This window comes from Aeromonas sanarellii, from assembly GCF_000820085.1.
Classification (GTDB): Bacteria; Pseudomonadota; Gammaproteobacteria; order Enterobacterales; family Aeromonadaceae; genus Aeromonas; species Aeromonas sanarellii.
Window position 1 is genome coordinate 52507 of sequence record NZ_CDBN01000063.1, and the last position, 23280, is coordinate 75786.

The following is a 23280-nucleotide window of genomic DNA, read 5'->3' on the forward strand; positions in this document are numbered from 1 at the left end:
CGGGACCCGCCATTATCATTACTGCCACCAAAGATGACGGGAGTATGGGGATATGCGCTGGCAAGATCGCCGTGAGAGCAACAACGTGGAAGACAGGCGCCAGCAGGGCGGGGGCGGCGGCCTGCCCATCGGCGGCAAGGGGCGCCTCGTCCTGCTGGTCGTGGTCATGGTCGCGGGTTACTACGGCGTTGACCTGAGCCCCCTGCTCGACGAACCGGCCCCGCAGAGCCAGCCCCAGCGTCAGAACCCGTCCCAGGCCGCCAGCGACCCCCTCGCCCGCTTCACCTCGGTGATGCTCGCCTCCACGGAGGATGCCTGGGGCGAGATCTTCCAGCAAAGCGGCAACCACTATCAGGCCCCCAAGCTGGTGCTCTATCGCGGGGCGACCCGCACCGGGTGCGGCCAGGGCCAGTCGGTGATGGGGCCCTTCTACTGCCCGGCGGACGGCTCCGTCTACATCGATCTCTCCTTCTATCAGGACATGCGCGACAAGCTGGGGGCCGACGGTGACTTCGCCCAGGGCTATGTGGTCGCCCACGAGGTGGGTCACCATGTGCAGCACCTGCTCGGCATCTCCACCAGGGTGCGCCAGCAACAGCAGGGGCTGAGCCAGGTGGCCCAGAACCGGTTGTCGGTCAGGCTCGAACTGCAGGCGGACTGCTTCGCCGGGGTCTGGGGCCACTACATGGAAAGAGAGCAGGTGCTGGAGCGCGGCGATCTGGAAGAGGCGCTCAACGCCGCCCAGGCCATCGGCGACGACAGGTTGCAGCAGCAGGGTCAGGGCCGGGTAGTGCCCGACAGCTTCACCCACGGCACCTCGGCCCAGCGCCTCGCCTGGTTCAAACGCGGCTTTGACAGCGGCAGACCCGCCAGCTGCGACACCTTCACCGCCCGCTGACACGCGGCAACGACAGGGCCGGATCCCCGAGGATCCGGCCCTTTCTCTGGGCGCTGGCGGCCCGCCTCAGGCGATCTCGTCCGCCAGCAGATCGGTGAAGACGAAGCCGTCCCTCAGCACAGTCTCCCCCACCCGGATGGCCAGGGGCCGCTGGAACATGGGGCCGTCCCAGGCCAGGGTGTGGAACTCGCCGTTTTCGCCGCAGGGGTCGACCCCGGCGGGCAGGGCCGCCAGCAGGGCCTCATCGAACTCGTGTCCCCCCAGGCTCATGTCCAGCGTCTTGGGATCGAGGGTGCAGACCCTGGCCCTGAGCCCGGCGGCCATCATCTGCTGCGCCAGCTCGGTCGTGTCGCTGCCCCAGAGCGGGAACAGCGGCGTGATGCCGGTTCCCGCGAGCTGGCGCTCCCGGTAGGCGCGCACGTCCTCGAGGAAGAGATCGCCAAACGCCATATGGCGGATCCCCCGGGCCATCACCTCCCCGATGAAGCCGGTCATGGTGCGGCCGTACTCCTCGTTGCTGCAGGGCCAGGGCAGGTCGATGGTCATCAGCGGCAATCCCACGCACTGGGCCTGCCGCGCCAGCAAACTCTTGCGCACCCCGTGCATGGCGACCCGCTCGAATGCCTGATTGAGGGTGGTGAACAGGCCCACCACCTCGATGGCCGGATCCTGCCGCAATCTGTGCAGCGCCCAGGCGCTGTCCTTGCCGCTGCTCCAGGAGAGCAGCACTTTGGTCTTGGTCATGGTTTCTCCCACTGTGTCGTCCCGGGCCAATGGCCGCTCGCCGTCAGCCGCTCTCCGGTCTCGTTGCACCAGGATGCTGCAAGACAGTGTTGCGAATTGTGCGATTTACATCGCGGGACACAAAAGCATACCCTCGTGATCGAGCGTATCCCCGCAGAGCCTGGGGGAGAATAACTAAAAAAACGATGGGAAACATAAGGATATGAGTACAGTCAGCACATCGCACGACCACGGTCGCCCCCTCAACCGACAGGATTACAAGACCCTGAGCCTGGCCGCGCTGGGCGGCGCCCTCGAATTCTACGACTTCATCATCTTCGTCTTCTTCGCCGTGGTCATCGGCGAGCTCTTCTTCCCGGCGGACATTCCCGAGTGGCTGCGCCAGTTCCAGACCTTCGGCATCTTCGCCGCCGGCTACCTGGCCCGCCCACTCGGCGGCATCATCATGGCCCACTTCGGCGATCTCATCGGCCGCAAGCGGATGTTCACCCTCAGCATCATCCTGATGGCCCTGCCGACCCTGCTGATCGGCCTGCTGCCCACCTATGCCGTGCTCGGCATCGCCGCCCCCCTGCTGTTGCTGCTGCTGCGGATCCTGCAGGGAGCCGCCATCGGCGGTGAAGTGCCTGGGGCCTGGGTCTTCGTGGCCGAGCACGTCCCCGCCCGCCGGGTAGGCGTCGCCTGCGGCACCCTCACGGCGGGCCTGACCGCCGGCATCCTGCTCGGCTCCCTGGTGGCCACCGCCATCAACCGCGGCATGAGCCCGGGCGACGTGAGCGACTGGGGCTGGCGCCTGGCCTTCGTGCTCGGCGGCGTGTTCGGCATCGTCGCCATGTACCTGCGCCGCTGGCTGCACGAGACCCCGGTCTTCGCCGAGATGCAGGCCAACAAGTCGCTGGCCGAGGAGCTGCCGCTCAAGACGGTGCTGCGCGAGCACAAGGGCAGCGTCATCGTCTCCATGCTGCTGACCTGGCTGCTCTCCGCCGGGATCGTTGTGGTGATCCTGATGACCCCGACCTATCTGCAGAAGGTCCACGGCATCAGCCCCGCCGATGCCCTGACCGCCAACTCCCTGGCCATAGTCGCGCTCACCCTGGGCTGCATCTTCTACGGCCGCCTGATCGACGCCCTCGGCAGTGGCCCCACCTTCGTGCTGGGCTCCCTGCTGCTGGCGGGATCGACCTACGCCTTCTACCACGGCCTAGCGGCCGGCATGGTGCAGCTGGTGCCCCTCTACATGCTGGCCGGCTTCGCGGTGGGGATAGTCGGCGCCGTGCCCTACGTCATGGTCAACGCCTTCCCGGCGGTGGTGCGCTTCTCCGGCCTGTCGTTCTCCTACAACGTGGCCTACGCCATCTTCGGCGGCCTGACGCCCATGCTGGTCACCCTCTGGATGAAGAGCGACGTGCTGGCCCCGTCCCACTATGTGGTCAGTCTGGCCGGCCTCGGCTTCGTACTGGGCCTCTGGCTCTGGCTGCGCCAGCGCGGTCAGCGTCAGGTCACGCCGCAAACCGCCTGATCACCATGGAGCCCCGCACTGTCGGGGCTTCTTCATTCCGGCTATATTCAGCCGGGCTCCCATAGAGTAGCCCCCCCTTGAGGCCAGACCCCCGTCTGGCCCTGTTGTTTGCCAACCACCCCGAGGTACACGATGTTCTTCCAGGTCGTCTTCATCGCCTTGCTGGCCCTGCTGCCCATGGTCAACCCCCCCACCACGGCCACCCTGCTGCTGGGTCTGAGCAAGGGGATGTCCCGCGAGCACATCCGCCGCCAGATCAACATGGCCGCCATCTATCTGTTCGCCACCCTCTGCGTCAGCTTCTTCATCGGATCCTCCATCCTGGATCTGTTCGGGATCTCCATCCCGGGGCTGCGCCTGGCCGGTGGCCTCATCATCGCCTTCATCGGCTTTCGCATGCTGTTCCCTGCGCCGAGCCAGGCCGCCGGCGTCGATACCAACCAGAGCATCGCCTTCGTGCCGCTCACCATGCCCAGCATGTGCGGGCCCGGTACCATGGCCCTGGTGATCAGCGGTGCGGCCCAGATAGCCGAGCTGCCGGCGGAGGCCGACCGCTTCGTCATCTATGCCGCCATGGTGACCGCCTTCGCCCTGATGAGCCTCATCAGTTGGGGCGTGCTCAAGCTCGCGGATCCAGTGTGCAAGATCCTCGGCGCCACCGGGATCGACGCCATGACCCGGATCATGGGTTTCCTGCTGGTGTGCATGGGCATGCAGTTCTGCATCAACGGCGTCAAGGAGGTGGCCCAGGATCCCGTGTTCCACAGCGCCCCGGTACCGCAGACGGCGCCCGCCTCGCCCCAGGCCGGCACCGGCACCCTGGATCATCTCTCCCTGCCGCGCCAGCCCTGACTGAAAACGCTGTCATCCGTCTCGAGAATCGCCCTGGATCTTGCGCCCGATCATGTTGCCCACCCACAGGTGAGGTAGTCTGATTTTTGTACAGGCAGGGTTCAGAGGGTCGTCGTTAGCCTGACTGACGCAGACCCCGTCACTTGAGGAGATATGCAAATGGAAAAGATGCTGACCGAGATTGGAAGCTACAGCCTGTTTCATGAATATCTGAACGTGGTCGGGGCCGCCAGCCCCGCCCTGACCCGGATCAAGACGAGGTGGGAGTTCAAGCAGAAGGATCGTCTGGTTGCCCAGATAAGGGTGGATGCCCAGGGCCACGCCCGGTTCTTCATCGACGCCCGCGCCATCTCGGTCAACTGATCCGAGCCCCCTTCACCAGCCCCGGCCCTGTCCGGGGCTTTTTGTTGCCTTTTCTCCGGCCAATAAAAAACCCCGGCACCGGGCCGGGGTTCGAGAGGGCGAGTGAGCCTTACTGGGTGCCACCCACGGTCAGTTGATCCAGCTTGAGGGTAGGCTGGCCGACGCCGACCGGCACGCTCTGCCCCTCCTTGCCGCAGACCCCGACCCCGCGATCCAGGGCGAGGTCGTGGCCCACCATGGAGACCTGGCTCATGGCCTCTGGGCCGTTGCCGATCAGGGTGGCGCCCTTGATGGGCGCGGTGATCCTGCCGTCTTCGATGAGGTAGGCCTCGGAGGCGGAGAAGACGAACTTGCCGGAGGTGATGTCCACCTGGCCGCCGCCGAAGTTGGGGGCATAGATCCCCTTCTTCACCGAGGCGATGATCTCCGCCGGATCATACTGGCCCGCCAGCATGTAGGTGTTGGTCATGCGCGGCATCGGCAGGGCGGCGTAGGATTCGCGGCGGCCGTTGCCGGTGAGCGGCACCCCCATCAGGCGGGCGTTCTGCTTGTCCTGCAGATAGCCCTTGAGGATGCCGTTCTCGATCAGGACGTTGTAGCCGCCCGGCGTCCCCTCGTCATCAATGGAGACGGAGCCGCGTCGACCCGGCAGGGTGCCGTCGTCGACTATGGTGCAGTGTCTGGAGGCGACCTGCTCGCCGATGCGGCCGGCGAAGGCGGAGGAGCCCTTGCGGTTGAAGTCCCCCTCCAGACCGTGGCCCACCGCCTCGTGCAGCAGCACGCCGGGCCAGCCGGCGCCGAGCACCACCGGCATGGTGCCGGCCGGGGCGTCTATGGCTTCCAGGTTCACCAGGGCCTGGCGCACCGCCTCGCGTACATAGCCAAACGCCCGGCTCTCGAGGCCATCCAGTTCGAGGAAATAATCGTAGCCGAAGCGGCCACCGCCGCCGGCGCTGCCGCGCTCCCGGCGATCCCCCTTCTCGGCAATGACGGTCACCGACAGGCGCACCAGGGGGCGCACGTCGGCGGCCAGGGTGCCGTCGGTAGCAGCCACCAGGATCTCCTCGTAGACACCGCTGATGGAGGCCATCACCTGATTGATGGCGGGATCCAGGCCTCTGGCGAACCTGTCCATCTGCTCCAGCAGGGCGATCTTCTGCTGCTTGTCGAGGGTCTGCAGGGGGTCCATGGCCGGATAGAGCAGGTTTGCTTCAGTGCGAGCCCACGCCTTCACCTTGCCCCGGGCACCGGCGGCGGCGATGCCGCGGGCGGCGGTCACCGACTGCTGCAGCGCCAGCAGGCTCAGCTCGTCCGAGTAGGCGAAGCCGGTCTTCTCGCCGCTGACGGCGCGTACCCCCACCCCCTGATCGATGTTGTAGCTGCCGTCCTTGACGATGCCGTCCTCCAGCATCCAGGACTCGTGCCAGCTGCGCTGGAAATAGAGGTCGCCGAACTCCACCTCATGGCTCATCAGACTGCCGAGCAGCTGCTGCAGGCGCACTTCGTCGAGGTCGTTCGGGGCCAACAATGCGGCACTAACCTGGCTCAATAGACTCAAATCTTTCTCTCCACTCTCATGCGAGATGTCGTAACGGTTAAATCCACGGCCGCAGGTTCACAGCAGGCGGGCATGATCCAGCACCGGCATGGTGCGCTTCAACTCCTCGACAAGGCCGGCATCCATCTGCGCCAACACTGTGCCCTGTCCGGTCTCCCGACACGCCAGCACCCGGCCCCAGGGGTCGATCACCATGCTGTGGCCCCAGGTCTGGCGCCCCGTCTCGTGGGTGCCCCCCTGGTTGGCGGCCACCACATAGCACTGGTTCTCGATGGCGCGGGCCCGCAGCAGCGGCTCCCAATGTGCCTCGCCGGTCACGGCGGTGAAGGCGGCAGGCACCAGCAGCACCCGGGCGCCGGCCCGGGCCAGCTGGCGGTACAGCTCGGGAAAGCGCAGATCATAACAGATCGACAGGCCGAGGGGACCAAGGGGGGAGTCCACCAGCACAGGCACCTCGCCGGGGCTGAAGGTCTCGGACTCCCGGTAGCGGCCGTGGCTGTCCGCCACGTCCACGTCGAACAGGTGGATCTTGTGGTAGTGACCCCTGAGCTCACCATTCGGGTCGAACACCAGGGAGCTGGTGTGGATATGGTCCGCCCCCGGGATACGGGTCGGCATGGCCCCGGCCACCAGCCAGATCCCGTGCTCCCTGGCCCAGGCGGCCAGCTGCTGCTGGATGGGGCCTTCCCCTATCGTCTCGGCACCGTCCAGATAACCCTGGCGCTCGCCGAACAGGGCGAAGTTCTCCGGCAGCAGGGCCAGCAGGGGACGCCGTGCCGGCAGGGCCGCCAGCTCGGCGTCAATCCGTGCCCGGTTGTCCTGCCAGTGACGGCCTGACACCAGTTGTATTGCGGCTAACCACATGACTCGCTCCTTGTCGTTGTTTGGCCCCCGGGGATGCACATCGCATCCAGGGTATCAGGCAGCACTATGCCCCCTCGCCGCCCGGCGCGGAAGATGGCCGGCTCAACGCTGGGCCGGCCCGCCGTGCTTGGGGGTGAGCAGGAAGGGGGTCACCTCCTCGGCGGGCAGGCTGGGCGCCACCGCGTCCACCGCCTCCTTCTGCTGCTGGTTGAGCTTGATGCGGGCGCGGTTGCGCCCCGCCTCGATCAGCCTGGGATCGTCCAGCGGGCCCGAGACCCTGAAGTCGATGCGGGTCACCACATCCACCACGGGCTCCAGCAGCTTGGAGAGCGCCAGCACGTAGAGTCCGGTGATCGGGGTCAGGGAGAAGGCCGCCACCACAGGCAGGGTCCCCCCCAGGTTCGGCGAGAAGCTCAGATCGTAGTCGAGCTGCCAGCGCACCAGATCGGCGATCCCCTCCCCGCGCAGGTTGCCCGCCGCCCCCTTCATGTAGAAGTCCTTGTTCTCCACCACCCCCTGGCTGACCTTGGCGGAGGCGGACATGGACTCGAAGTAGAAGCCCTTGTCGAAGACGTCGCGAAAATCGAGGCGCAGCTTGCGCAGCAGGGAGTCGAGGCTGAGCAGGGAGAGCAGCCGCGCCCCCTTGTCGTTCACCTCCCGCAGGGTCCCCCCTTCCAGCTGGTAGTCGGCGCTGCCGGCCAGAGTCGGCAGGCTCAGCCGGTAGGGGGTATCGCGCCAGTTCAGATCCAGCGCCAGCTTGCCCGGCGCATCGCCGATGGGGGAGGTAAAACCGAGCCGCTTGAGCAGCAGCTCGCTGTTCGGGGTGTCGAGGTGGAGCCGGGCCCGGGTCTGCATCTGGCCGGCGCGCGCCAGCCACTCGGCGCCGCCGCGCAGGGTGCTGCCGGCCAGGCGCATCTCCAGCCCCTTGAGATCGAGCCGGTTGGCACCGGGGACCAGCTCCCCCTTCACCTCGCCAAGGGGCAGCTCGCCGAAGCGGCAGTCCACGCAGCTGAAGCGCAGCCAGGGGATGGCGTCCATGATGGCCTTGTCCTGGCGCGCATCGGGATCCGGGCTCAGGTCCGACCCCTTGCCGGACCAGTGGATGCGGGCAAACCTGGCGTCGATGGGCTGGCGGTCGGTCAGCGGCAGGCGCACCACCCCCATCACGTCCGGGCTGTCGATCATCACCTCGGTGGCTTGCTGTACCGGCCCCACGGTGAAGTGCACCGCCTTGAGGGTGGCGGTGCCGATGTCGGCCCGGGCCAGCTGGCCGTCCACCCACCACTCCTGGGGCAGGAAGGCGGGGCCCACCACCGCATTGCCGGTCGTCTCCTGCCCCTTGCCGGGCAGCCAGCGCGTGAGCCTGCCCAGCCAGCCCGCCACGTCCGCCTGCTGCTGGTTGATGGCGAGCAGCATGGGCCTGTCCTGGATCACGCGCGCGCCGGGCTGGCCGACGTTGACCCTCACCCGGCTCATGTAGGGAGCCCCCTCGCCGTAGACCAGACGGCCCTGCATGTCCACGTCCGCCCCCAGCACAGCCCGGAGGTCGGCGCTGCCGTCCCGGCCCCGCGCCGTCACCTTGAGTGGGAGGCGAGCCCCGGCGGCCTTGGCCAGCGGGGCCGGCAGATCCAGCCCCATCCCCTGCAGGCTGGAGTCCAGCGACAGCTGGAAGCTGAAAGGCTTGTCCTCCGGCAGGGTCAGCCCCAGGCTGCCCGCCCAGTTGCTGTTCCCCTGGAGCAGCTCCAGGGCCGGGATGTCCCGGCGCTGGCGGCGGCTGTCCCAGCTGCCCCTGAACTTGAGGTCGGCCTGATAGCCGCGGGGTAGCAGCCTGCCCTCATAGTCCAGGGTCAGCGGCTGGTTCCAGAGGCTGGCCTTGAGGTTGTGAATGCGCGTGTGTTCATTGTCATATTCGAGCCTGCCCGCCACCTTCTCCAGGGGCAGATCCAGGGCGGCGATCCTGACCCTGTTGTCGTGGAAGCTGGCGTCCCCGCTGGCCTGGACCTCCCCCTTGCCGTCCAGCGGTATGTCCAGCTTGACCGTGCCCTTCATGGGGCCGCGGATCTCCACCTCCTGCAGCGCCTTCCCCACCGAGCCGCCGAGGGGCGAGTCCTGCAGGTAGTCGCTGACGGCCTGCCCCTCCCCCTCGACCCTGGCATCCACATAGAGGTGGGCGCCGGGGGAGAGATCCGGGATCCAGGCGTGGACCGAGTCGGAGCTGGCCTTGCCGAGCCGGGTCGAGCGGCTGCGCATGTCCAGCCCCGCGTTCTGGAACAGGAGATCGATCTGCAGGTCGGTCAGCGGCTGCCAGCCGGGGAAGAACTCGTAGGTGGCCTGTTCCAGCGGCACCGCCACCTGGAAGATCCCCTTGCCATTGTCATAGGGGAAGTCCCGGAACTCCCCGTACCAGAGCAGATCCGCCCCCTTGGCCCTGCCCCCCTTGATGGCCCCGCTCAGGTAGTCCACCAGGCCATCGCTCATCACGGCAAGGGGGTAATAACGATCCGCATGGGCCGCATTCTTGACGTCGATGCGGCCGGTCAGGGCGAGGAAGGGGTGATCGAACAGCTCCAGGCGAAAACGGCTGGCGAGGCGCAGGTCGGGGTTCTCCAGGGCGATGTCCTGGCCGTAGAGCACCCAACCCTCTGGAGTCTGCCACCAGTCGAGCCTGGCGCTCAGGCTGTCCACCGGGATGGGCTCCTTGAAGTGGCGCGCCGGATCCACCTTGCCCTTGCCCAGGCTCAGGCGGGCGCTGCCCCCGGCCGGGGTCAGCCAGAAGTCGCCGTCCAGTTTCTGCAGGCCGGGCACGTCGTGCCAGGCCCGGGTCTCGAAGCCCCTGAGCTGCCCGCTCAGGGAGAGTCCCTGCCAGTCCCCGTCGGCCTGCAGCAGCAGATCCTGCAGCTGGCCCCTGGGCCGGGTGCGCTTGAGGGTCTCGGTCAGCTCGGGATAGAGGCCAGAGACCAGCTGGCTCAGGTTGGCCACCTGGTCGAGATCGATGGCGGGCACATAGCCCTGGATGCGATCCCCCATCCGTTCGAGCTGCAGACGGCTCTGCAACCAGGTGGCGCCGTCGAGCTTGAAGGTGACGTCGTGGCTGGCGAGCTGCCACTCCTCGCCGTCGCGGCGCAGCTGGATCTTGCCGCCCCGCAGATCGAGGCGGTGCGGCTCTCCCTTGACCTCGTCCTGCCAGATCAGGTGGTTGTTGCCAAAGGCCAGCAGGGAGTTGCCGAGCCGGCCCCCCTCGAACTCGCTCCAGAGCTGGAAGTCGAGCTGGCCGGTGACCCTGGGTTCACCGGCGTGGATCCTGGCCAGCATGGGGCTGATGTCGAGCTCGCTGGCCCCGAGATAGAGCTGCCCCTTGAGCCTGTCGAGGCGCACTTGCGGGGCATCCACGTCGATGATGAGGTCCAGGGTGCTCTCGCCCACCCCGTTGATGAGGTAGGCCTTGCCGACCCCCTGGTGGCGCTTGCCGCGATTCTGCCAGCGCAGCTGGGCGATGTTGAGGGCACGCACCTCCCCGAGCGCCGTGGTGAGGCTCAGGCGGCTGTCGTGAATGTCGAAGGTGGAGAGCTGGGTCAGCAGGAAGCGCAGCAGGGCCTCCTGCTGGTTCGGACCCTTGCCGCTGGCGGGGTCCGCGGGCTTCGTCAGATCCAGCGCTATGTCGCCGTCGCTGAGCAGCAGCTGGCCGAACACCGGCTTCCAGTCGTTGAGGGAACGCCAGAAGTCGAGGTGGGCCCAGACCTTGCCAAGCCGCAGGGAGAAGCGGCCCGAGTCCGGGGCGATGACGAGTCCTTCCAGCTCGAGGGCGGGGCCGCGCTGGGTCCAATCCAGCCCGACGTGCTCGACGCTCACCTCCAGCTGGCTCTCCCCGAGCAGGGTCGCGATCACGGCCTGTCGGTGCTGGTTGAGCAGGGGGCCGCCGAGGCGCACCACGCTGACCAGGACGGCCAGCAGCACGAAGAGGACTCCGAGGGCCAACCAGCCCCGACTCAGCCAGCGATAGACCAATTACATCATCACCACGTCGAACTGCTCCTGACCGCAGAGGGGCTCGCTCACCACCCTGACCTGCTTGCCGATGAAGACCTCCAGCTCCGCCAGGCTGTGGGACTCCTCGCCCCTCAGGTAGTCCGCCACCGAGGGCGCCGCGTAGACGGTGAACTGATCCGCGTCGTAGGCGCGGTTGACCCGGATGATCTCCCGCAGGATCTCGAAGCAGACCGATTCCACCGTCTTGACCCGGCCGCGCCCCTTGCACTCGGGGCACTCGGCGCAGAGCACGTGCTCCAGGCTCTCGCGGGTGCGCTTGCGGGTCATCTCCACCAGGCCGAGCTGGGAAAAACCGTTCACGTTGGTCTTGGCCCTGTCCTTGGCCAGCGCCAGCTCCAGGCTGTGCAGCACCCGGCGGCGGTGATCCTCGGACTGCATGTCGATGAAGTCGATGATGATGATGCCGCCGAGGTTGCGCAGCCGCAGGTGGCGGGCGATGGCGGCGGTCGCCTCGACGTTGGTGTTGAAGATGGTCTCTTCCAGGTTGCGGTGGCCGACGAAGGCGCCGGTGTTGATGTCCACCGTGGTCATGGCTTCGGTCTGATCGATGATGAGGTAGCCGCCGGATTTCAGCTCCACCTTGCGCTCCAGGGCGCGCTGGATCTCGTTCTCCACGTCGTAGAGATCGAAGATGGGCGACTCGCCGGAGTAGTACTCCAGCTTGTTGGCGAGCTCGGGCACGTACTCCTCGGTGAAGCGCTTGAGCTGATCGAAGCTCTGGCGGGAGTCGACCCGGATCTTGTCGAGCTCGGCCCCGACGAAGTCGCGCACTACCCGGAACGCCAGGCTGGGATCCTCGTACAGGATCTTGCAGGGGGGGTACTTCTGCTTGCGTTCCAGGATCTTGCGCCACAGGCGCTTCAAGAAGGCGGCGTCCTGCTCCAGCTCCTGCTCCCCCACCCCCTCGGCGGCGGTGCGGATGATGTAGCCACCGAGTTCGTCCACATAGCCGGCCACGGTGCGCTTGAGGCGTTCCCGCTCGGCTTCCGACTCGATGCGCTGGGACACCCCCACATGCGCACTCCCCGGCATGAAGACCAGGTAGCGGGAAGGCAGGGTGATGTCGGTGGTGAGGCGGGCCCCCTTGGTGCCCAGCGGATCTTTCACCACCTGCACCATGATGTCCTGCCCCTGGCGCACCAGCTCGGCGATGTTGCCGGCCTGGAACTGCTCCTTCTCCTTGATCGCCACGCACTCGGTGTGGGGGACTATGTCGGAGGCATGCAGGAAGGCGGCCTTGTCCATGCCGATGTCGACGAAGGCGGCCTGCATGCCGGGCAGCACCCGGCTGATCTTGCCCTTGTAGATGTTGCCCACTATGCCGCGCTTGGCCTGGCGCTCCACGTGCACTTCCTGCAGCAGGCCGTTCTCGACCAGGGCGACCCGGGTCTCGGAGGGGGTGACGTTCACCAGCAGTTCTACCGACATAAGTTACCTTGCCTTTCTAGTTTTGAATTCTGGCACGACGAACAACGGGTAACTCAGCAGCGCACCGCTGACGGGAGGATTACCGGGTCTGCTCGACGTGCTGCTTGATCAACAGATCCGTCTCCAGCAGGGGCAGGCCGACCACGGCGCTGTAGCTCCCCTCGATACGGCTGACGAACTTGCCGGCAATGCCCTGGATGGCGTAGGCGCCGGCCTTGTCGCACGGCTCGCCGGTGCGCCAGTAGGCCTCGATCTCGGACTCGTCCAGCTTGCGAAACGCCACATTGGTGGTGACCAGCCGCACGTCGCAGCGATCCGGGGTGGCCAGGGCCACCGCCGTCATCACCTGGTGCACCCGTCCGGAGAGCGCCTCCAGCATGTCCTTGGCGTCCAGCAGGTCGGAGGGCTTCTCCAGCACCCGCTCCTCCAGCACCACTATGGTGTCCGCCCCCAGCACGGGCAGCGCCGTGGGCGCCGCGGCCACGCCGGCCATGGCCTTGGCGCGGGCGAGCCGGCAGACGTAGTCCTGGGGCTTCTCCCCCTCGCCGCGCTGCTCGGGCACATCCAGCCTGAGCACCTCGAAGCGGTAGCCCAGCTGGGTCAGGAGTTCGTGCCGGCGGGGCGAGCCCGAGGCGAGATAGAGTTGCAGTTCGTTGTGCTTGTTCATATTCACTCAATGGGGCGAGGCGTGGTCACAATCCGTTGTTTTTGCTCACATTCACTTGATATTGAAGCGACGCCGCACCTTGCGCAAGACCATAAAAATCCAGGGCCATATTAACATCGTCGTCAACGTCGACCAAAAATAGGCGAAATTGAGGCTGGCCCGGCTGAACAGGTGCTCGGCCCAGAACACGGTGATCTTCCCCACCAGGGAGAGCAGGCCGATGATCAGCGCCTGCTGCCAGAGGGAGAAGTTGCGGATCTTCTGGAACTGGAAGGCCGCCAGATAGGTGGTGATGGCCATGGCCATGGCCCGCACCCCAAGGGTGCTGCCGAGCAGCACGTCCAGCAGCAGGCCCGCCACCCAGGCGGTGCCGACGTTGGTGCGGTGCGGCAGCGCCAGCGCCCAGTAGATGAGCACCATGGCGAGCCAGTCCGGCCGGAAGGGCTCGAACTGGAACGGAAGCGGCAGGATGGAGAGACACAGGGCCAGCAGGATCGAACACCAGATCCAGATCCTGCCGCTGGCGGGTTGCAGCATCAGCGCGTCGCCCCCGCCGCCGAGGTGGCCGTGGCCGCCGAGGCGCTCGCCGCGGGCTCCTCATCCTTGTCGTGCACTTCCGGTTTCTTGTCGGTCCACAGCAGCAACAGGTAGCGCAGTCTATCCAGCGCCACCAGGGGCTTGGCCTCGATCTGGGCGAAGGGCTTGCCCTCCACGTAGTCGGAGCGGGTCACGGTCGCCACCGGATAGCCTTCCGGGAAGCGGCCGCCCAGGCCCGAGGTGACCAGCAGATCGCCGACCTGGACGTCGGTGTTGCGCGGCAGGTTGCGCAGCTCCAGCTTGTCCAGTTCGCCGCTGCCGGAGGCGATGGCGCGCAGATCGTTGCGCAGCACCCGCACCGGGATGCCGTGGCTGGAGTCGGTGATGAGCAGGACGCGGCTGGTGGTGGATCCCACGTGCAGCACCTGGCCGACCACCCCCTGATCGTTGATCACCGGCTGGCCGTTGTAGACGCCGTCCAGCGCCCCCTTGTTGATCAGCACCTGATGGCTGAAGGGGTCGGAATCCACCGACAGCAGCTCGGCCACCATCTTGCGGGACTCCTTGTGCACCGGCGACCCCAGCAGCTCCCGCAGGCGCTGGTTCTCGTGCTCCAGTTGATCCATCTTGAGCAGGCGCGAGCGCAGGGTGAACAGTTGCTGCTCCTGCTGCTTGGTCTGCTCGATGAGGTCGGCACGGGTCTGCACCTGGGTCGACATGGTGTCGAGCAGGGTGCCGGGGGCGTTGGCGATGTACTGCAGCGGGCTCACCAGGGAGCTCAGATAGACGCGGGCGTGCGCAAACACACCGAAGCGGGAATCCGCGACGATGGCAGCGACGGAGATGATGACGGCGAGAAACAACCGTAACTGAAGCGAAGGGCCTCTACCGAAGATGGGTTTCATGAGTCGTCAAAAAAGAGCCGGCGCTCGGCCGGCTTTGGGTCTTATTCGTAGTGGAACAGATCGCCACCGTGCATATCGATCAGCTCCAGCGCCTTGCCACCGCCGCGGGCGACACAGGTGAGGGGATCTTCGGCCACGACGACCGGGATGCCGGTCTCTTCCATCAGCAGACGGTCGATGTCTTTGAGCAGGGCGCCACCACCGGTCAGCACCATGCCGCGTTCGGAGATGTCGGACGCCAGCTCGGGCGGGGACTGTTCCAGGGCCACCATGACGGCAGAGACGATGCCGGACAGCGGCTCTTGCAGCGCTTCCAGGATCTCATTGGAGTTCAGGGTGAAGCTGCGCGGCACCCCTTCGGCCAGGTTGCGACCGCGGACTTCGATCTCGCGCACCTCTTCGCCCGGGTAGGCGGAGCCGATCTCGTGCTTGATGCGCTCGGCGGTGGCTTCCCCGATCAGGCTGCCGTAGTTGCGACGCACGTAGCTGATGATGGCTTCATCGAACTTGTCGCCACCGATGCGCACGGACTGGGAGTAGACCACACCGTTCAGGGAGATGATGGCCACTTCTGTGGTACCGCCACCGATGTCCACCACCATGGAACCGGTCGCTTCGGAGACCGGCAGGCCGGCACCGATGGCGGCAGCCATGGGTTCGTCGATGAGGTACACCTCGCGGGCGCCGGCGCCCAGAGCGGATTCCTTGATGGCACGGCGCTCGACCTGAGTGGAGCCGCACGGCACACACACCAGCACGCGCGGGCTGGGGCGGAAATAGTTGTTGTCGTGAACCTGCTTGATGAAGTGCTGCAGCATCTTCTCGGTCACGTAGAAGTCGGCGATCACGCCGTCCTTCATCGGACGAATGGCGGAGATGTTACCCGGGGTACGACCCAGCATCTGCTTGGCGGCATGACCGACGGCAGCGACCGATTTGGCGTTCCCGCGCTCTTGGCGAATGGCGACAACTGAGGGTTCGTTAAGGACGATCCCTTGATCTTTTACGTAGATCAGGGTGTTGGCAGTTCCCAAATCGATCGACAGATCGTTGGAAAAGACGCCTCTGAGCTTTTTGAACATGGCTACGGGAAATCCTAAGAATTTGGAGGTGCAGAAAACCGGCTAACTTTACCAATGCCCACCCCAATGGGCAAGCGCTCAAACTGTCGCCAGTCAATCAGGCGCGACAAAAATGCGAGTCATCACTCACCCGCTCAGGCCGACAAACACTAAGAAACAAGGAGATAAGACGCGGCTGTACACCAAAGCGTCTCTCTCCCCGCCGCCGCACGGATGTCAGGGCATCACTTCACGGCGATAAATAATGCGGTCATTGCCCCTATCCCGGCCAAAGATGGCCTCTCCCAGCAGGTGATCCGCCGTGGCCGGGTCCGCCAGCCAGAGCGGAGCCAGGGGTTGCAATGGCAGCTTGTCCAGCTGTATCCGGTAGGGTATGCGCACGCTCTGGTTCGGCGCGGCGAAGTGGAACCGGGTCTCCCCGCCCTCGACGCTGGCCTGGCTGCCGCCGGGAGCGACCTGACCCAGGCCGAGGCGTATCCGGGTGCCATCCTTGAGGCTCAGGTCCCCGGTCGCGGCGTCATAGTGCTGCTCGGGATCGGTGAAGAGAATGCCGTCCCCCGCCAGGGACAGCCGGGTGCAGAGATCCTGCTGGTTGACGCGCCACCGGCCCCCTTCGAAATACTGCACCTGGAGCGGCAGCGCCAGCGGGGCGCTGGCCGCCCCCTGACGAGTGCTGGCGAGCAGCCGGCCGTAGTAGGCGATCATGGTGTCGCTCGTTCCCTGCGGGATCTGCAGCTGCTTCGCGGTGCAGCTCACCCCGGCCTGGCAGTCACCCGTCACGGCCGGATTCATGTCCCGATCCGCGAGGAAGCTGGTCTCTGGCATTTCACCGTCCCCCACCTTGAGCCCCAACCGCAGCCGCCGCAGTGGCTCCTCCGGTGCTGTCAGGGTCGGGGTCAGCTCGCGCAATCGCATAAAGCGGCTCTGGCCGGTGAAGTCCGCCACGCCAGCGGACCAGCTGGTCACCAGGGGATCCAGCCGGTTGGAGCGATCCACCCCGTCCTTGTTGTTGGCGGCCACCAGGGAGAGGCTCCCCCTGGCGAAGGCGCCCCGGTAGTTCTGGGTGATCCCCCCCTGCCTGTTGCGCGCCTGCACCGTCGTCTGCACGTCAAATGGCTGGCTCATGTAGCTGAAGTCGCCGCAGGCCGGGGTGACGCTGCCGCTCACCAAGTTGAAGTCCCAGGGCACGAAGCGCCCCACCGGCACGCTGGTCGCGGCGGGGATGGTGTAGTTGAAATAGCCTGCTGCCGGGGGGGTCGCCGTCATCCGGAACACCCCGACCTCGTTGACCGACTGGCTGAGAGTATTGAGGTTGTTGTTGCCTTTCGCGTTTGAGTGGTCATAACTGGCCGTACCGACCACCGCCTCTTCCCCTGGTTTGGGGGCCACCAGCTGGCTGCCCAGCGCAATATTGGCCATCGCGAAGTTGGGGGTCGCCAGATTGCCGCTGCACAGGTCCTCGTCATCGTCCGCTTGCCAGGCCACGCCCGCGATATTCAGCTGGAATGCTTCACCGGTCTTCTTGAACACCGGGCAGCTGGCATTCCCTGCCGCGCAGGCCCCCTGAGTTGGCGTGATGCAGAGCCCGACCGGGCGGCTCACGAACAGATCCGACCCCGTCATCACCAGACCCGCCGTGTCGCCGCTGCCATCGTGGCGGGCATTGAGCCGCATCTGGCCCGCATCCGGGTAGTTCACTCGCTTCAGCGTCGCCTTGCCCTGGCTGTCGAAGTTCACGTTGATGACAGTGCCCGCCGGCGAAGCCACATTGGCGGCATAAGTCGAGACAGGATTGCCATCTATCCGGATCTGACTGCCAAATGCATTGGCATTGGGGGTGACATAAGACCCCCAGAAGCTCACCGGCTTGCTCACGTCGGCGAAGCCGGGGACGCACTGCTTGGTCGCATCGTCTTTCTTGACGGCGCTGATCACCACATCCTGCGGCTTGTTCGCCAGGGTATCCGGCACATCGAACACGAAGCCGCTGTCGGCGAAACTGAGGGTGCAGGCGGCGACACTCGGCACTCCGCCGCCCGCCCGGCACAGGGTCGGGTGCTGGAATGCCGGCGTCGAACCGGCCACGCCCATGGTCACCGTGCCCGCCGTGTTGTTGTGCAGCCGGGCCGTGGTCGAGCCGCCGCTGAAGGTCAGCTGGTTGCCCCCCACCCAGCCATTGCTGGCGGTGTCGGGGGTGAGGCTCAGGGACGCGCTGACCTGCTCGGCGACGAGCCGGGAACAGTTCGCATCGGCACAGGCCTTGATGACCACAGTCTCGGGGTTGCAGGTGAGCGCCTGGCCGGAGTGGCTGAGCTCGAAGTGATCGATCTGGGACCCACCCGTGCTCCCCCCGCAGGTGTTACCACCGAGGTCCACCTTGTCGACGGCATCCTGATCGAACTCGTAGTCACCGTTTCCGCTGATATCGACATTGCCTCCCGTCGCCAGCGCCCCTTCGAGCGTGGCGTTGCCGGCCATGCGGACATTGCCCGCCACATAGACGACGGCATTGATCTGGTTCTGGCCGGCGATGGAGAGATCCCCCTTCACGTAGATGAAGAGATGCTCGGGCGGATTCTGGAGGTTGAGCCTGACGTTGTTCAGATCCAGGTTGTTGAAATAGAGCCTCGCCGTCACGCCGGTGGCGATGATCTCGGCCTGGTTGCTGATGGTGCCGTCGTCGAAGTCGTAATCCCCGGGTCCGAAGCTGTTGCCGCTGTGGCCGGTGCAGCTGGTGCCACTCCCCTGCTTGCTGCACACCAGATCCCCAAGGGGGGGCACCAGCACACCGGGGGGCGGTGTCATGCTGGCCCCCTCCGTCGGGGGATCGGTAAAGATATCCTTGCAGGTGGAGGAAGCCACGTCGTAGATGACCCTGCTGTCGCCCTTCAAGTTGACGTGCCTGGCACTTAGTTGGCCTCTCAGCACCACCTGATTCTCGAAGGTAGCGTCCCCTTCCGCATAATAACGCCCCTCCAACTGGCCATTGCCGGTAAACAGCAGATTACCAACTGCATATACATTGAGTCCGGCGCCAGTCTGGAATCGCGCGTCGTTGTGAACAGTGAAGTTTCCCTTGATATAGAGCGAGGTGATACCCAGGCCCACCAACCTGATGGTGCCGGAACTCAGGGTCAGATCCCCCTCGATGATATAGGTCTTGCCCGCAGTTAACGTCATCACACCGTTGTTTTGCAACGTCACGTTCTTCATCACATAGCTTGAGTAAGCGTCCGAGAAACTGACCTCTCCCGAGCCATTCGCCGCGACCGAGCCGTCTATGGTCAGGTTGCCGAGATCCCAGCGACTACTGCTGGCCGCCTTGCCGTAGTTGGGGGTGGTCCCGAGCATGACGCTGGGGGTCGTCCAGTTGGCGACGGTATAGCTGGCGGGATCCGTGCTGCCGGGGAAGGTGGGTCTGCTCTGCTTCAGGCTGGCTACCCCGGTCACTTGACACTTGCCTGTGCCGCAGGCCTGCGGGCTCATCTCATAGTCGTAACCCGTTACCCGCTTGAAACAGACCTCTAACCCCTTGTAACTCTCAACACGGGCGCCGGACTGCATGTAGAGGGTGCCCGCCGCATCGTGACTCTGAATAGGGCCAGGAAAGACACTATTGCAGTTCAGCACTGCATGAGCCGGCAGGCCGAACAGTAACAGGAGCATGGCGCCACAGAAACGCAGGATCATGGATTCCCTCCATCGAAGGCTTCCGCCACCAGGGTACGGCTCACGGCAAAGTCCGGGCTGGGTCCGCTCTGACGCGGATCGCCGCAGCGCCCTTCGCTGCGAAATCTGTAGCCGGTCTGGGTCCCGCCGGCCGCGCTCACGGTGATCTGCTGACAGCTCACTTCGGCTTCGCAATCCGCCAGTCCGGGCAGCGCAAAGGCGGTCGTGTTCGATGCATCGCACCGCTGGGCGGTCCACTCGTCATTGGGATAGAGCCGGTACAGCGCGATCTCCAGCCCGCTCTGGGCCGCCATCAGGGCCCGCACTCCGCGCACCTCCACCCCGTGCTTCTCGCCGCTGTCCACCAGGAAGCGCCCCATGGCCGCGGCCAGCAGCGCCATGATGACGATGACGAAGAGGGCGATCATGATGGCGCTGCCACGCTGGGTGCCGGGGGGAAGGGGGCGGGCGTCAGGGGACATTGAGCGTCTCCAGCTTGTGGTTGAAGAGGACGCGCTCGCCGCGCTGCTCGAACTCCAGCCTCAGCCCCACCTCGCTCTGGCTGAAGGCGGCGGGCTCCCGGTAGAAGTAGTGAGCCGCCGGGCGGACATGCTCGGCCATCAAAACCGGCGTGCTGGCGGCGATATCGGTTCCGATGGCGGCGCTGGCCCGCATCAGCCGGCTTCCCGCCACGCAGTAGCGCACCTGCCGGCTGGCAAAATAGATGCGCTGCCCCGGGGAGCCCTTGGCGAAGGTGCCCTGCACCGTCAGCGGCAGCGCCCCCGAGACCGGGCTCCCCACGGTATCGACTTTGGCCACGCACCTGCCGTGCAGGCAGCCCTGATCCAGGGTCAGCAGGGGATCGGCGAGGGGATAGACGATGGCAAGGTCTTGATCCTGCCTGGGAAGCACGGTCGGCGTCACTATGGCGAGATCGCTGCCGAGGCCGGTGCCCAGGTAGCGGCTGGCGGTGACGATGGGCCAGAAGCGCAGGCAGACCCCCTGCTCCATGGCGCTGCCACCCTCGTCCTCAATGCGCACCGAGCCCGGCACGGCGTCCCGCACCTCGCGATTGAGCCGCTCCAGGGCGAAGCGGGCATCGCTCATCAGCTGTTCGCGGCGGCTGGCGTCCCCGTAGATCTGGGTGCCGATGCCGATAAACTGGCTGGAGAAGGTGGCCATGACCCCGAGCAGCAGGATCACCATCACCAGTTCGACCAGGGTGAAGCCCTGCATACGCCTGGGTTGGGCGCAGGTTCGATGAGCGAAGCCTGATCGGACGCGGTAACGGGTTGTGGTAACCAATGCGCAATCGGACGCGGCATAAGGGGAATGCGGCTTGTCCATCAATAGTTCCCCCGATAGAGGGCAAAGGCCAGCTCGCTCTTATCCGGCAAACGCACCCACAGCTCGATACGCTTGCCGATGGACTCGGCACCATGGCCCGTGCTGCCAAAGAGCGCGTCCGGCACGACCGCGATCTTCACCCGATAGTGGCGATACTCCTCCTCGCTGACACCGGCCGCGGTCTGGGTAAAGCGGTTGGCCGCCACCCAGCTGCCCCCGGTGTCGAAATCGTCCACGTCGTTGAATTCATAGGGACGGGTCTCGCCGCCGTCCGGGCCATAGTCGGCACTCGCCGTGCAGGGGGCATGGGCTATGGGAGGCGTGCCGGCGGTCTCGCCGCAGCGAAAACGGCCGCCGTTGTGATCGGAATGCTCATCGAAGGACTTCTCCAGCACCTCGTTCAGGATGCGCTGGGCCAGCTGGGCCGCCCGCACCTGCTGTACCGGATCCACCGACTGGGGCGCCTGGTTGATGAGCAGCCCCAGAATACCGGTCAGCGCGATGGCCAGCAGCACCATGCCGACCACGAACTCGACCAGGGTGAAGCCGCGACTGGCCTTAAGGGATCGCATGGACATAACCTTCCGGCTCGATGCGCAGCCGGGCGCTCTCCTGCCCGCTGCTCACCACCAGATTGCAGCCATTGATGCAGGTTGAGGGTGAGAGCGGACGACCGCTTCGCTTGTCGAAAGAGAAGCTGCCTTGGGGGAGGGAGACGCCACCGGAGGCCGTGACCAGACGCCCACGGGTCTGCTCATCCGCACTCCAGCCGAAGATGGGGGCGGGGGCGCAGCTCGCCCTGGTCAGATGGCCAAAGCGCCCCGCCTCCAATACCAGCTGGGTGCAGCGCGCCTCCCCTTCCTGCATGTTCATGGTCTGCACCAGCCGCAGCCGGGCCACCAGCTCGTCGCGCAGCGTATGGGTTTCAAAGCCGCCTTTGCCCAGCCACTTGGGCACGGCAAAGGCGGCCAGAATCCCGAGCAACAGGATCACGATCACCAGTTCAATCAGGGTGAAACCCTTGGTTGTCGTCATTCACGCTCTCATCGGGAATATCAGGGATAAAGAAAAAGCGAGGCCGAAGCCTCGCCCTTGTTAACCATTATTTGCCGCAGTCGGTACTGACAGCGATGGAGGGGACACCACCCGCCGCAGTAATGGCGCCTTCATTCTTATAAGTAACGGCACACTTACTGTTTGGCTCGTTACTCGGTTTGAAGGTACCCACGGAGCCTGAGACTTCCGCCCAACCATCCAGAGAGACTGTTTTGGCTACGTCGGCATTCACCGGATAACCATATTTGGTGTTAACGGTTGCCCCAGCGACAGAGACGGCACCTGAAGTGCTCTCGATCCCCAGAATAGCGGCTTTGCTATATACCAGCTGGGAGGAACTCTGGAGCGAGGCTTTCACGCCGTTGGCCGCAGCCAGACGCGCATCATCCTGCAGATTCAGGAACTTGGGTGCGGCGGTGACCGCCAGAATGCCCAGGATGATGATCACGATCACCAGTTCGATCAGGGTAAAACCCGATTGCTTCTTCATTGCGTTTTCCTCGGTTTATCAATTGATATGGGTGGTCACCTGGCCTGAGGCCGGGCGATAACTGAAACTCATGTAGGCGTCCGTGCTCCCTTGCGGGTCCTGATAGCGCCCATCACTGCCCTTGCTCAGGCTGTTGACCAGATAGTAACGGCAGACCGAATCCAGCCCGTTGTTGCTCACGGTGGCATAGAACTTCAGGTCATTGCCGCTACCGCGCACCTCGTCAAAGCTGGCAGTCGCCTTGGGAGGGTTCTGCAGCAGTCCCTCCCAGATATTGAGGCAGCGGGCCGCCGTCAGGCTGGCCGGATCCACATTGGCGCTGCCACTCGCCGCCGTGTCCATGGGATACCCCGGAGAGAGCTCGCCATTGCTGACCTGGCTGTCGGTTGGCGTCGTCAGGTAAAAACGGGAGCCGTCATAGAGCACCGTATTGAGCCCGTCCTGCTTGGCCCGTCCTTCGGCCTCCCACTGGGCCCGCACCAGGGAGACCCCGGTGGCGAAACCGCCGGACACCCCCTCCACGCTCGCCTTCTTCGCCTCGTCGGTCACGTCGAGGAAGCGGGGCAAGGCGGTGACGGCCAGGATCCCCAGGATCACGATGACGATCACCAGCTCGATCAGGGAAAAACCGGCCATCCGGCCAGGACTCACTCTCTTTGCTGCCATGCTGCCTCCGTAATGGTCCGCATTATTTCATGTGAACAGAAAAAAATCATGCCGCTGAAGCACTTGAGCGTGCCGGCTCAAGGCTTGCCCACCCGGCCATCGCGAAAACGGTAGCTCAGCCACTGGCCTTCCCAGCCGAACTCGCACCCGCCCCCATCCCGGCTGGCGAGGGCCTGCCAGGCTGGCAGGGCCCGATCCTCTGGGCCGATCAGGGCCAGCCACAACCGGCGGCAGTTCTCGGACGGCGAGCCCAGCGGCAGCACCGCCAGGGGCCAGCCCCGATCGTCGAACTGCCAGGCCAGCCCCTCGGCATGGAGCACAACGGGGCGCCGCTCATCGAGCCAGCGCCCGTGCAGCCGCTGGACCCGCTCGGCGAATTGCTCCCCGAGCAGGCTCAGGCTGACCGCCAGCGCCTCTTCCCGGTGGCTGCGATAGCTCGTGGCCAGGGTGGCAAGGATGACCAGCAGCAGGACGAGGACGACCATCCGCCTGTATCCTCCCAGCCAACGCTGATCCTGCTCCGACTGTCTGCTCATGCCTTCCCGCCCCTTGTCTACCACGCACCGCTCGCATCATGTCCCCCACCAG

At 65.5% G+C, this 23280-nt stretch carries 21 protein-coding genes; 4 read left to right on the forward strand and 17 right to left on the reverse strand.

The features are described from left to right. Positions 1 to 52: 52 nt before the first annotated feature. The gene (ypfJ, locus tag BN1132_RS12545) at positions 53 to 898 is read left to right on the forward strand and encodes a KPN_02809 family neutral zinc metallopeptidase (protein ID WP_042077948.1); all 846 of its coding nucleotides are present in this window, start codon (positions 53 to 55) and stop codon (positions 896 to 898) included. Between the two features lie 66 nt (positions 899 to 964). Here the strand turns inward: ypfJ and BN1132_RS12550 are convergent, their stop codons facing one another. Further along, positions 965 to 1642 carry a Dph6-related ATP pyrophosphatase gene (locus BN1132_RS12550; RefSeq protein WP_042077951.1) on the reverse strand — a complete coding sequence of 226 codons (678 nt, stop codon included), beginning with the start codon at positions 1640 to 1642 and terminating at the stop codon, positions 965 to 967. A 202-nt stretch (positions 1643 to 1844) separates the two neighbouring features. On the opposite strand from BN1132_RS12550, the gene BN1132_RS12555 reads away from it, so the two are divergent. From BN1132_RS12555 to BN1132_RS12565, 3 genes are all read left to right on the forward strand, one after another. Continuing rightward, the gene (locus tag BN1132_RS12555; protein WP_042077953.1) at positions 1845 to 3161 is read left to right on the forward strand and encodes an MFS transporter; all 1317 of its coding nucleotides are present in this window, start codon (positions 1845 to 1847) and stop codon (positions 3159 to 3161) included. A 132-nt stretch (positions 3162 to 3293) separates the two neighbouring features. Beyond that, complete coding sequence (locus tag BN1132_RS12560) at positions 3294 to 4013, forward strand: MarC family NAAT transporter (RefSeq protein ID WP_042077955.1); 720 nt, start codon at positions 3294 to 3296, stop codon at positions 4011 to 4013. Between the two features lie 159 nt (positions 4014 to 4172). After that, the gene (locus BN1132_RS12565; RefSeq protein ID WP_042077957.1) at positions 4173 to 4376 is read left to right on the forward strand and encodes a hypothetical protein; all 204 of its coding nucleotides are present in this window, start codon (positions 4173 to 4175) and stop codon (positions 4374 to 4376) included. A gap of 109 nt (positions 4377 to 4485) precedes the next feature. Here the strand turns inward: BN1132_RS12565 and tldD are convergent, their stop codons facing one another. The 16 genes from tldD to BN1132_RS12645 all read right to left on the reverse strand — a co-directional run bounded on the left by tldD (position 4486) and on the right by BN1132_RS12645 (position 23228). Continuing rightward, positions 4486 to 5934, reverse strand: a complete 1449-nt coding sequence (tldD, locus tag BN1132_RS12570) for a metalloprotease TldD (RefSeq protein WP_042077958.1) — start codon at positions 5932 to 5934, stop codon at positions 4486 to 4488. Between the two features lie 57 nt (positions 5935 to 5991). Further along, complete coding sequence (locus BN1132_RS12575) at positions 5992 to 6798, reverse strand: carbon-nitrogen hydrolase family protein (protein WP_042077959.1); 807 nt, start codon at positions 6796 to 6798, stop codon at positions 5992 to 5994. A gap of 102 nt (positions 6799 to 6900) precedes the next feature. Beyond that, entirely contained in the window at positions 6901 to 10803 is a 3903-nt protein-coding gene (locus BN1132_RS12580) for a YhdP family protein (protein ID WP_042077960.1), read from the reverse strand. Then, positions 10804 to 12273 (reverse strand): ribonuclease G, encoded by a 1470-nt coding sequence (gene rng, locus BN1132_RS12585; protein WP_039040432.1) that lies wholly within the window; start codon positions 12271 to 12273, stop codon positions 10804 to 10806. Positions 12274 to 12352: 79 nt separating this feature from the next. Next, the gene (locus tag BN1132_RS12590) at positions 12353 to 12940 is read right to left on the reverse strand and encodes a Maf family protein (RefSeq protein ID WP_042077962.1); all 588 of its coding nucleotides are present in this window, start codon (positions 12938 to 12940) and stop codon (positions 12353 to 12355) included. Between the two features lie 51 nt (positions 12941 to 12991). Next, positions 12992 to 13477: a rod shape-determining protein MreD gene (gene mreD / locus BN1132_RS12595; RefSeq protein WP_010672635.1), complete on the reverse strand. Its 486-nt coding sequence runs from the start codon at positions 13475 to 13477 to the stop codon at positions 12992 to 12994. Further along, positions 13477 to 14382, reverse strand: a complete 906-nt coding sequence (mreC, locus tag BN1132_RS12600; protein ID WP_042077964.1) for a rod shape-determining protein MreC — start codon at positions 14380 to 14382, stop codon at positions 13477 to 13479. Before mreC ends, mreD begins: the two co-directional genes overlap by 1 nt. 41 nt (positions 14383 to 14423) lie before the next feature. After that, positions 14424 to 15464, reverse strand: coding sequence for a rod shape-determining protein (locus BN1132_RS12605; protein WP_005308111.1), 1041 nt, complete (start codon positions 15462 to 15464; stop codon positions 14424 to 14426). A 216-nt stretch (positions 15465 to 15680) separates the two neighbouring features. Further along, positions 15681 to 19154 carry a DUF6701 domain-containing protein gene (locus BN1132_RS20170; RefSeq protein ID WP_209428972.1) on the reverse strand — a complete coding sequence of 1158 codons (3474 nt, stop codon included), beginning with the start codon at positions 19152 to 19154 and terminating at the stop codon, positions 15681 to 15683. Further along, positions 19151 to 19615 (reverse strand): hypothetical protein, encoded by a 465-nt coding sequence (locus BN1132_RS12615; RefSeq protein ID WP_042077966.1) that lies wholly within the window; start codon positions 19613 to 19615, stop codon positions 19151 to 19153. The genes BN1132_RS20170 and BN1132_RS12615 overlap by 4 nt, the downstream gene beginning before the upstream one ends. Next, the gene (locus BN1132_RS12620) at positions 19605 to 20369 is read right to left on the reverse strand and encodes a PilW family protein (RefSeq protein WP_244462938.1); all 765 of its coding nucleotides are present in this window, start codon (positions 20367 to 20369) and stop codon (positions 19605 to 19607) included. The genes BN1132_RS12615 and BN1132_RS12620 overlap by 11 nt, the downstream gene beginning before the upstream one ends. Positions 20370 to 20479: 110 nt before the next feature. Continuing rightward, a complete protein-coding gene (locus BN1132_RS12625; RefSeq protein WP_042077995.1) occupies positions 20480 to 21052 on the reverse strand; it encodes a prepilin-type N-terminal cleavage/methylation domain-containing protein in 573 nt (190 codons plus the stop codon). After that, a complete protein-coding gene (locus tag BN1132_RS12630) occupies positions 21039 to 21515 on the reverse strand; it encodes a pilus assembly FimT family protein (protein ID WP_042077968.1) in 477 nt (158 codons plus the stop codon). The genes BN1132_RS12625 and BN1132_RS12630 overlap by 14 nt, the downstream gene beginning before the upstream one ends. A 67-nt stretch (positions 21516 to 21582) precedes the next feature. Next, positions 21583 to 22026 carry a prepilin-type N-terminal cleavage/methylation domain-containing protein gene (locus BN1132_RS20385; RefSeq protein WP_042077970.1) on the reverse strand — a complete coding sequence of 148 codons (444 nt, stop codon included), beginning with the start codon at positions 22024 to 22026 and terminating at the stop codon, positions 21583 to 21585. A gap of 18 nt (positions 22027 to 22044) precedes the next feature. After that, a complete protein-coding gene (locus BN1132_RS12640) occupies positions 22045 to 22692 on the reverse strand; it encodes a prepilin-type N-terminal cleavage/methylation domain-containing protein (protein ID WP_042077972.1) in 648 nt (215 codons plus the stop codon). A gap of 77 nt (positions 22693 to 22769) precedes the next feature. Further along, positions 22770 to 23228 (reverse strand): hypothetical protein, encoded by a 459-nt coding sequence (locus tag BN1132_RS12645; RefSeq protein WP_042077997.1) that lies wholly within the window; start codon positions 23226 to 23228, stop codon positions 22770 to 22772. Positions 23229 to 23280: the final 52 nt, after the last annotated feature.

Bases quoted from the DNA above. Each gene is read 5' to 3' on its own strand.
- BN1132_RS12630 (WP_042077968.1), bottom strand. From the start codon at position 21,515: ATGACGACAACCAAGGGTTTCACCCTGATTGAACTGGTGATCGTGATC.
- BN1132_RS12560 (WP_042077955.1), top strand. From the start codon at position 3,294: ATGTTCTTCCAGGTCGTCTTCATCGCCTTGCTGGCCCTGCTGCCCATG.
- BN1132_RS12565 (WP_042077957.1), top strand. From the start codon at position 4,173: ATGGAAAAGATGCTGACCGAGATTGGAAGCTACAGCCTGTTTCATGAA.
- mreC (WP_042077964.1), bottom strand. From the start codon at position 14,382: ATGAAACCCATCTTCGGTAGAGGCCCTTCGCTTCAGTTACGGTTGTTT.
- rng (WP_039040432.1), bottom strand. From the start codon at position 12,273: ATGTCGGTAGAACTGCTGGTGAACGTCACCCCCTCCGAGACCCGGGTC.
- BN1132_RS12605 (WP_005308111.1), bottom strand. From the start codon at position 15,464: ATGTTCAAAAAGCTCAGAGGCGTCTTTTCCAACGATCTGTCGATCGAT.
- mreD (WP_010672635.1), bottom strand. From the start codon at position 13,477: ATGCTGCAACCCGCCAGCGGCAGGATCTGGATCTGGTGTTCGATCCTG.
- BN1132_RS20385 (WP_042077970.1), bottom strand. From the start codon at position 22,026: ATGAAGAAGCAATCGGGTTTTACCCTGATCGAACTGGTGATCGTGATC.
- BN1132_RS12550 (WP_042077951.1), bottom strand. From the start codon at position 1,642: ATGACCAAGACCAAAGTGCTGCTCTCCTGGAGCAGCGGCAAGGACAGC.
- BN1132_RS12555 (WP_042077953.1), top strand. From the start codon at position 1,845: ATGAGTACAGTCAGCACATCGCACGACCACGGTCGCCCCCTCAACCGA.
- ypfJ (WP_042077948.1), top strand. From the start codon at position 53: ATGCGCTGGCAAGATCGCCGTGAGAGCAACAACGTGGAAGACAGGCGC.
- BN1132_RS12620 (WP_244462938.1), bottom strand. From the start codon at position 20,369: ATGCAGGGCTTCACCCTGGTCGAACTGGTGATGGTGATCCTGCTGCTC.
- BN1132_RS12575 (WP_042077959.1), bottom strand. From the start codon at position 6,798: ATGTGGTTAGCCGCAATACAACTGGTGTCAGGCCGTCACTGGCAGGAC.
- BN1132_RS12615 (WP_042077966.1), bottom strand. From the start codon at position 19,615: ATGTCCCCTGACGCCCGCCCCCTTCCCCCCGGCACCCAGCGTGGCAGC.
- BN1132_RS12590 (WP_042077962.1), bottom strand. From the start codon at position 12,940: ATGAACAAGCACAACGAACTGCAACTCTATCTCGCCTCGGGCTCGCCC.
- BN1132_RS12640 (WP_042077972.1), bottom strand. From the start codon at position 22,692: ATGGCAGCAAAGAGAGTGAGTCCTGGCCGGATGGCCGGTTTTTCCCTG.
- BN1132_RS20170 (WP_209428972.1), bottom strand. From the start codon at position 19,154: ATGATCCTGCGTTTCTGTGGCGCCATGCTCCTGTTACTGTTCGGCCTG.
- BN1132_RS12645 (WP_042077997.1), bottom strand. From the start codon at position 23,228: ATGAGCAGACAGTCGGAGCAGGATCAGCGTTGGCTGGGAGGATACAGG.
- BN1132_RS12625 (WP_042077995.1), bottom strand. From the start codon at position 21,052: ATGCGATCCCTTAAGGCCAGTCGCGGCTTCACCCTGGTCGAGTTCGTG.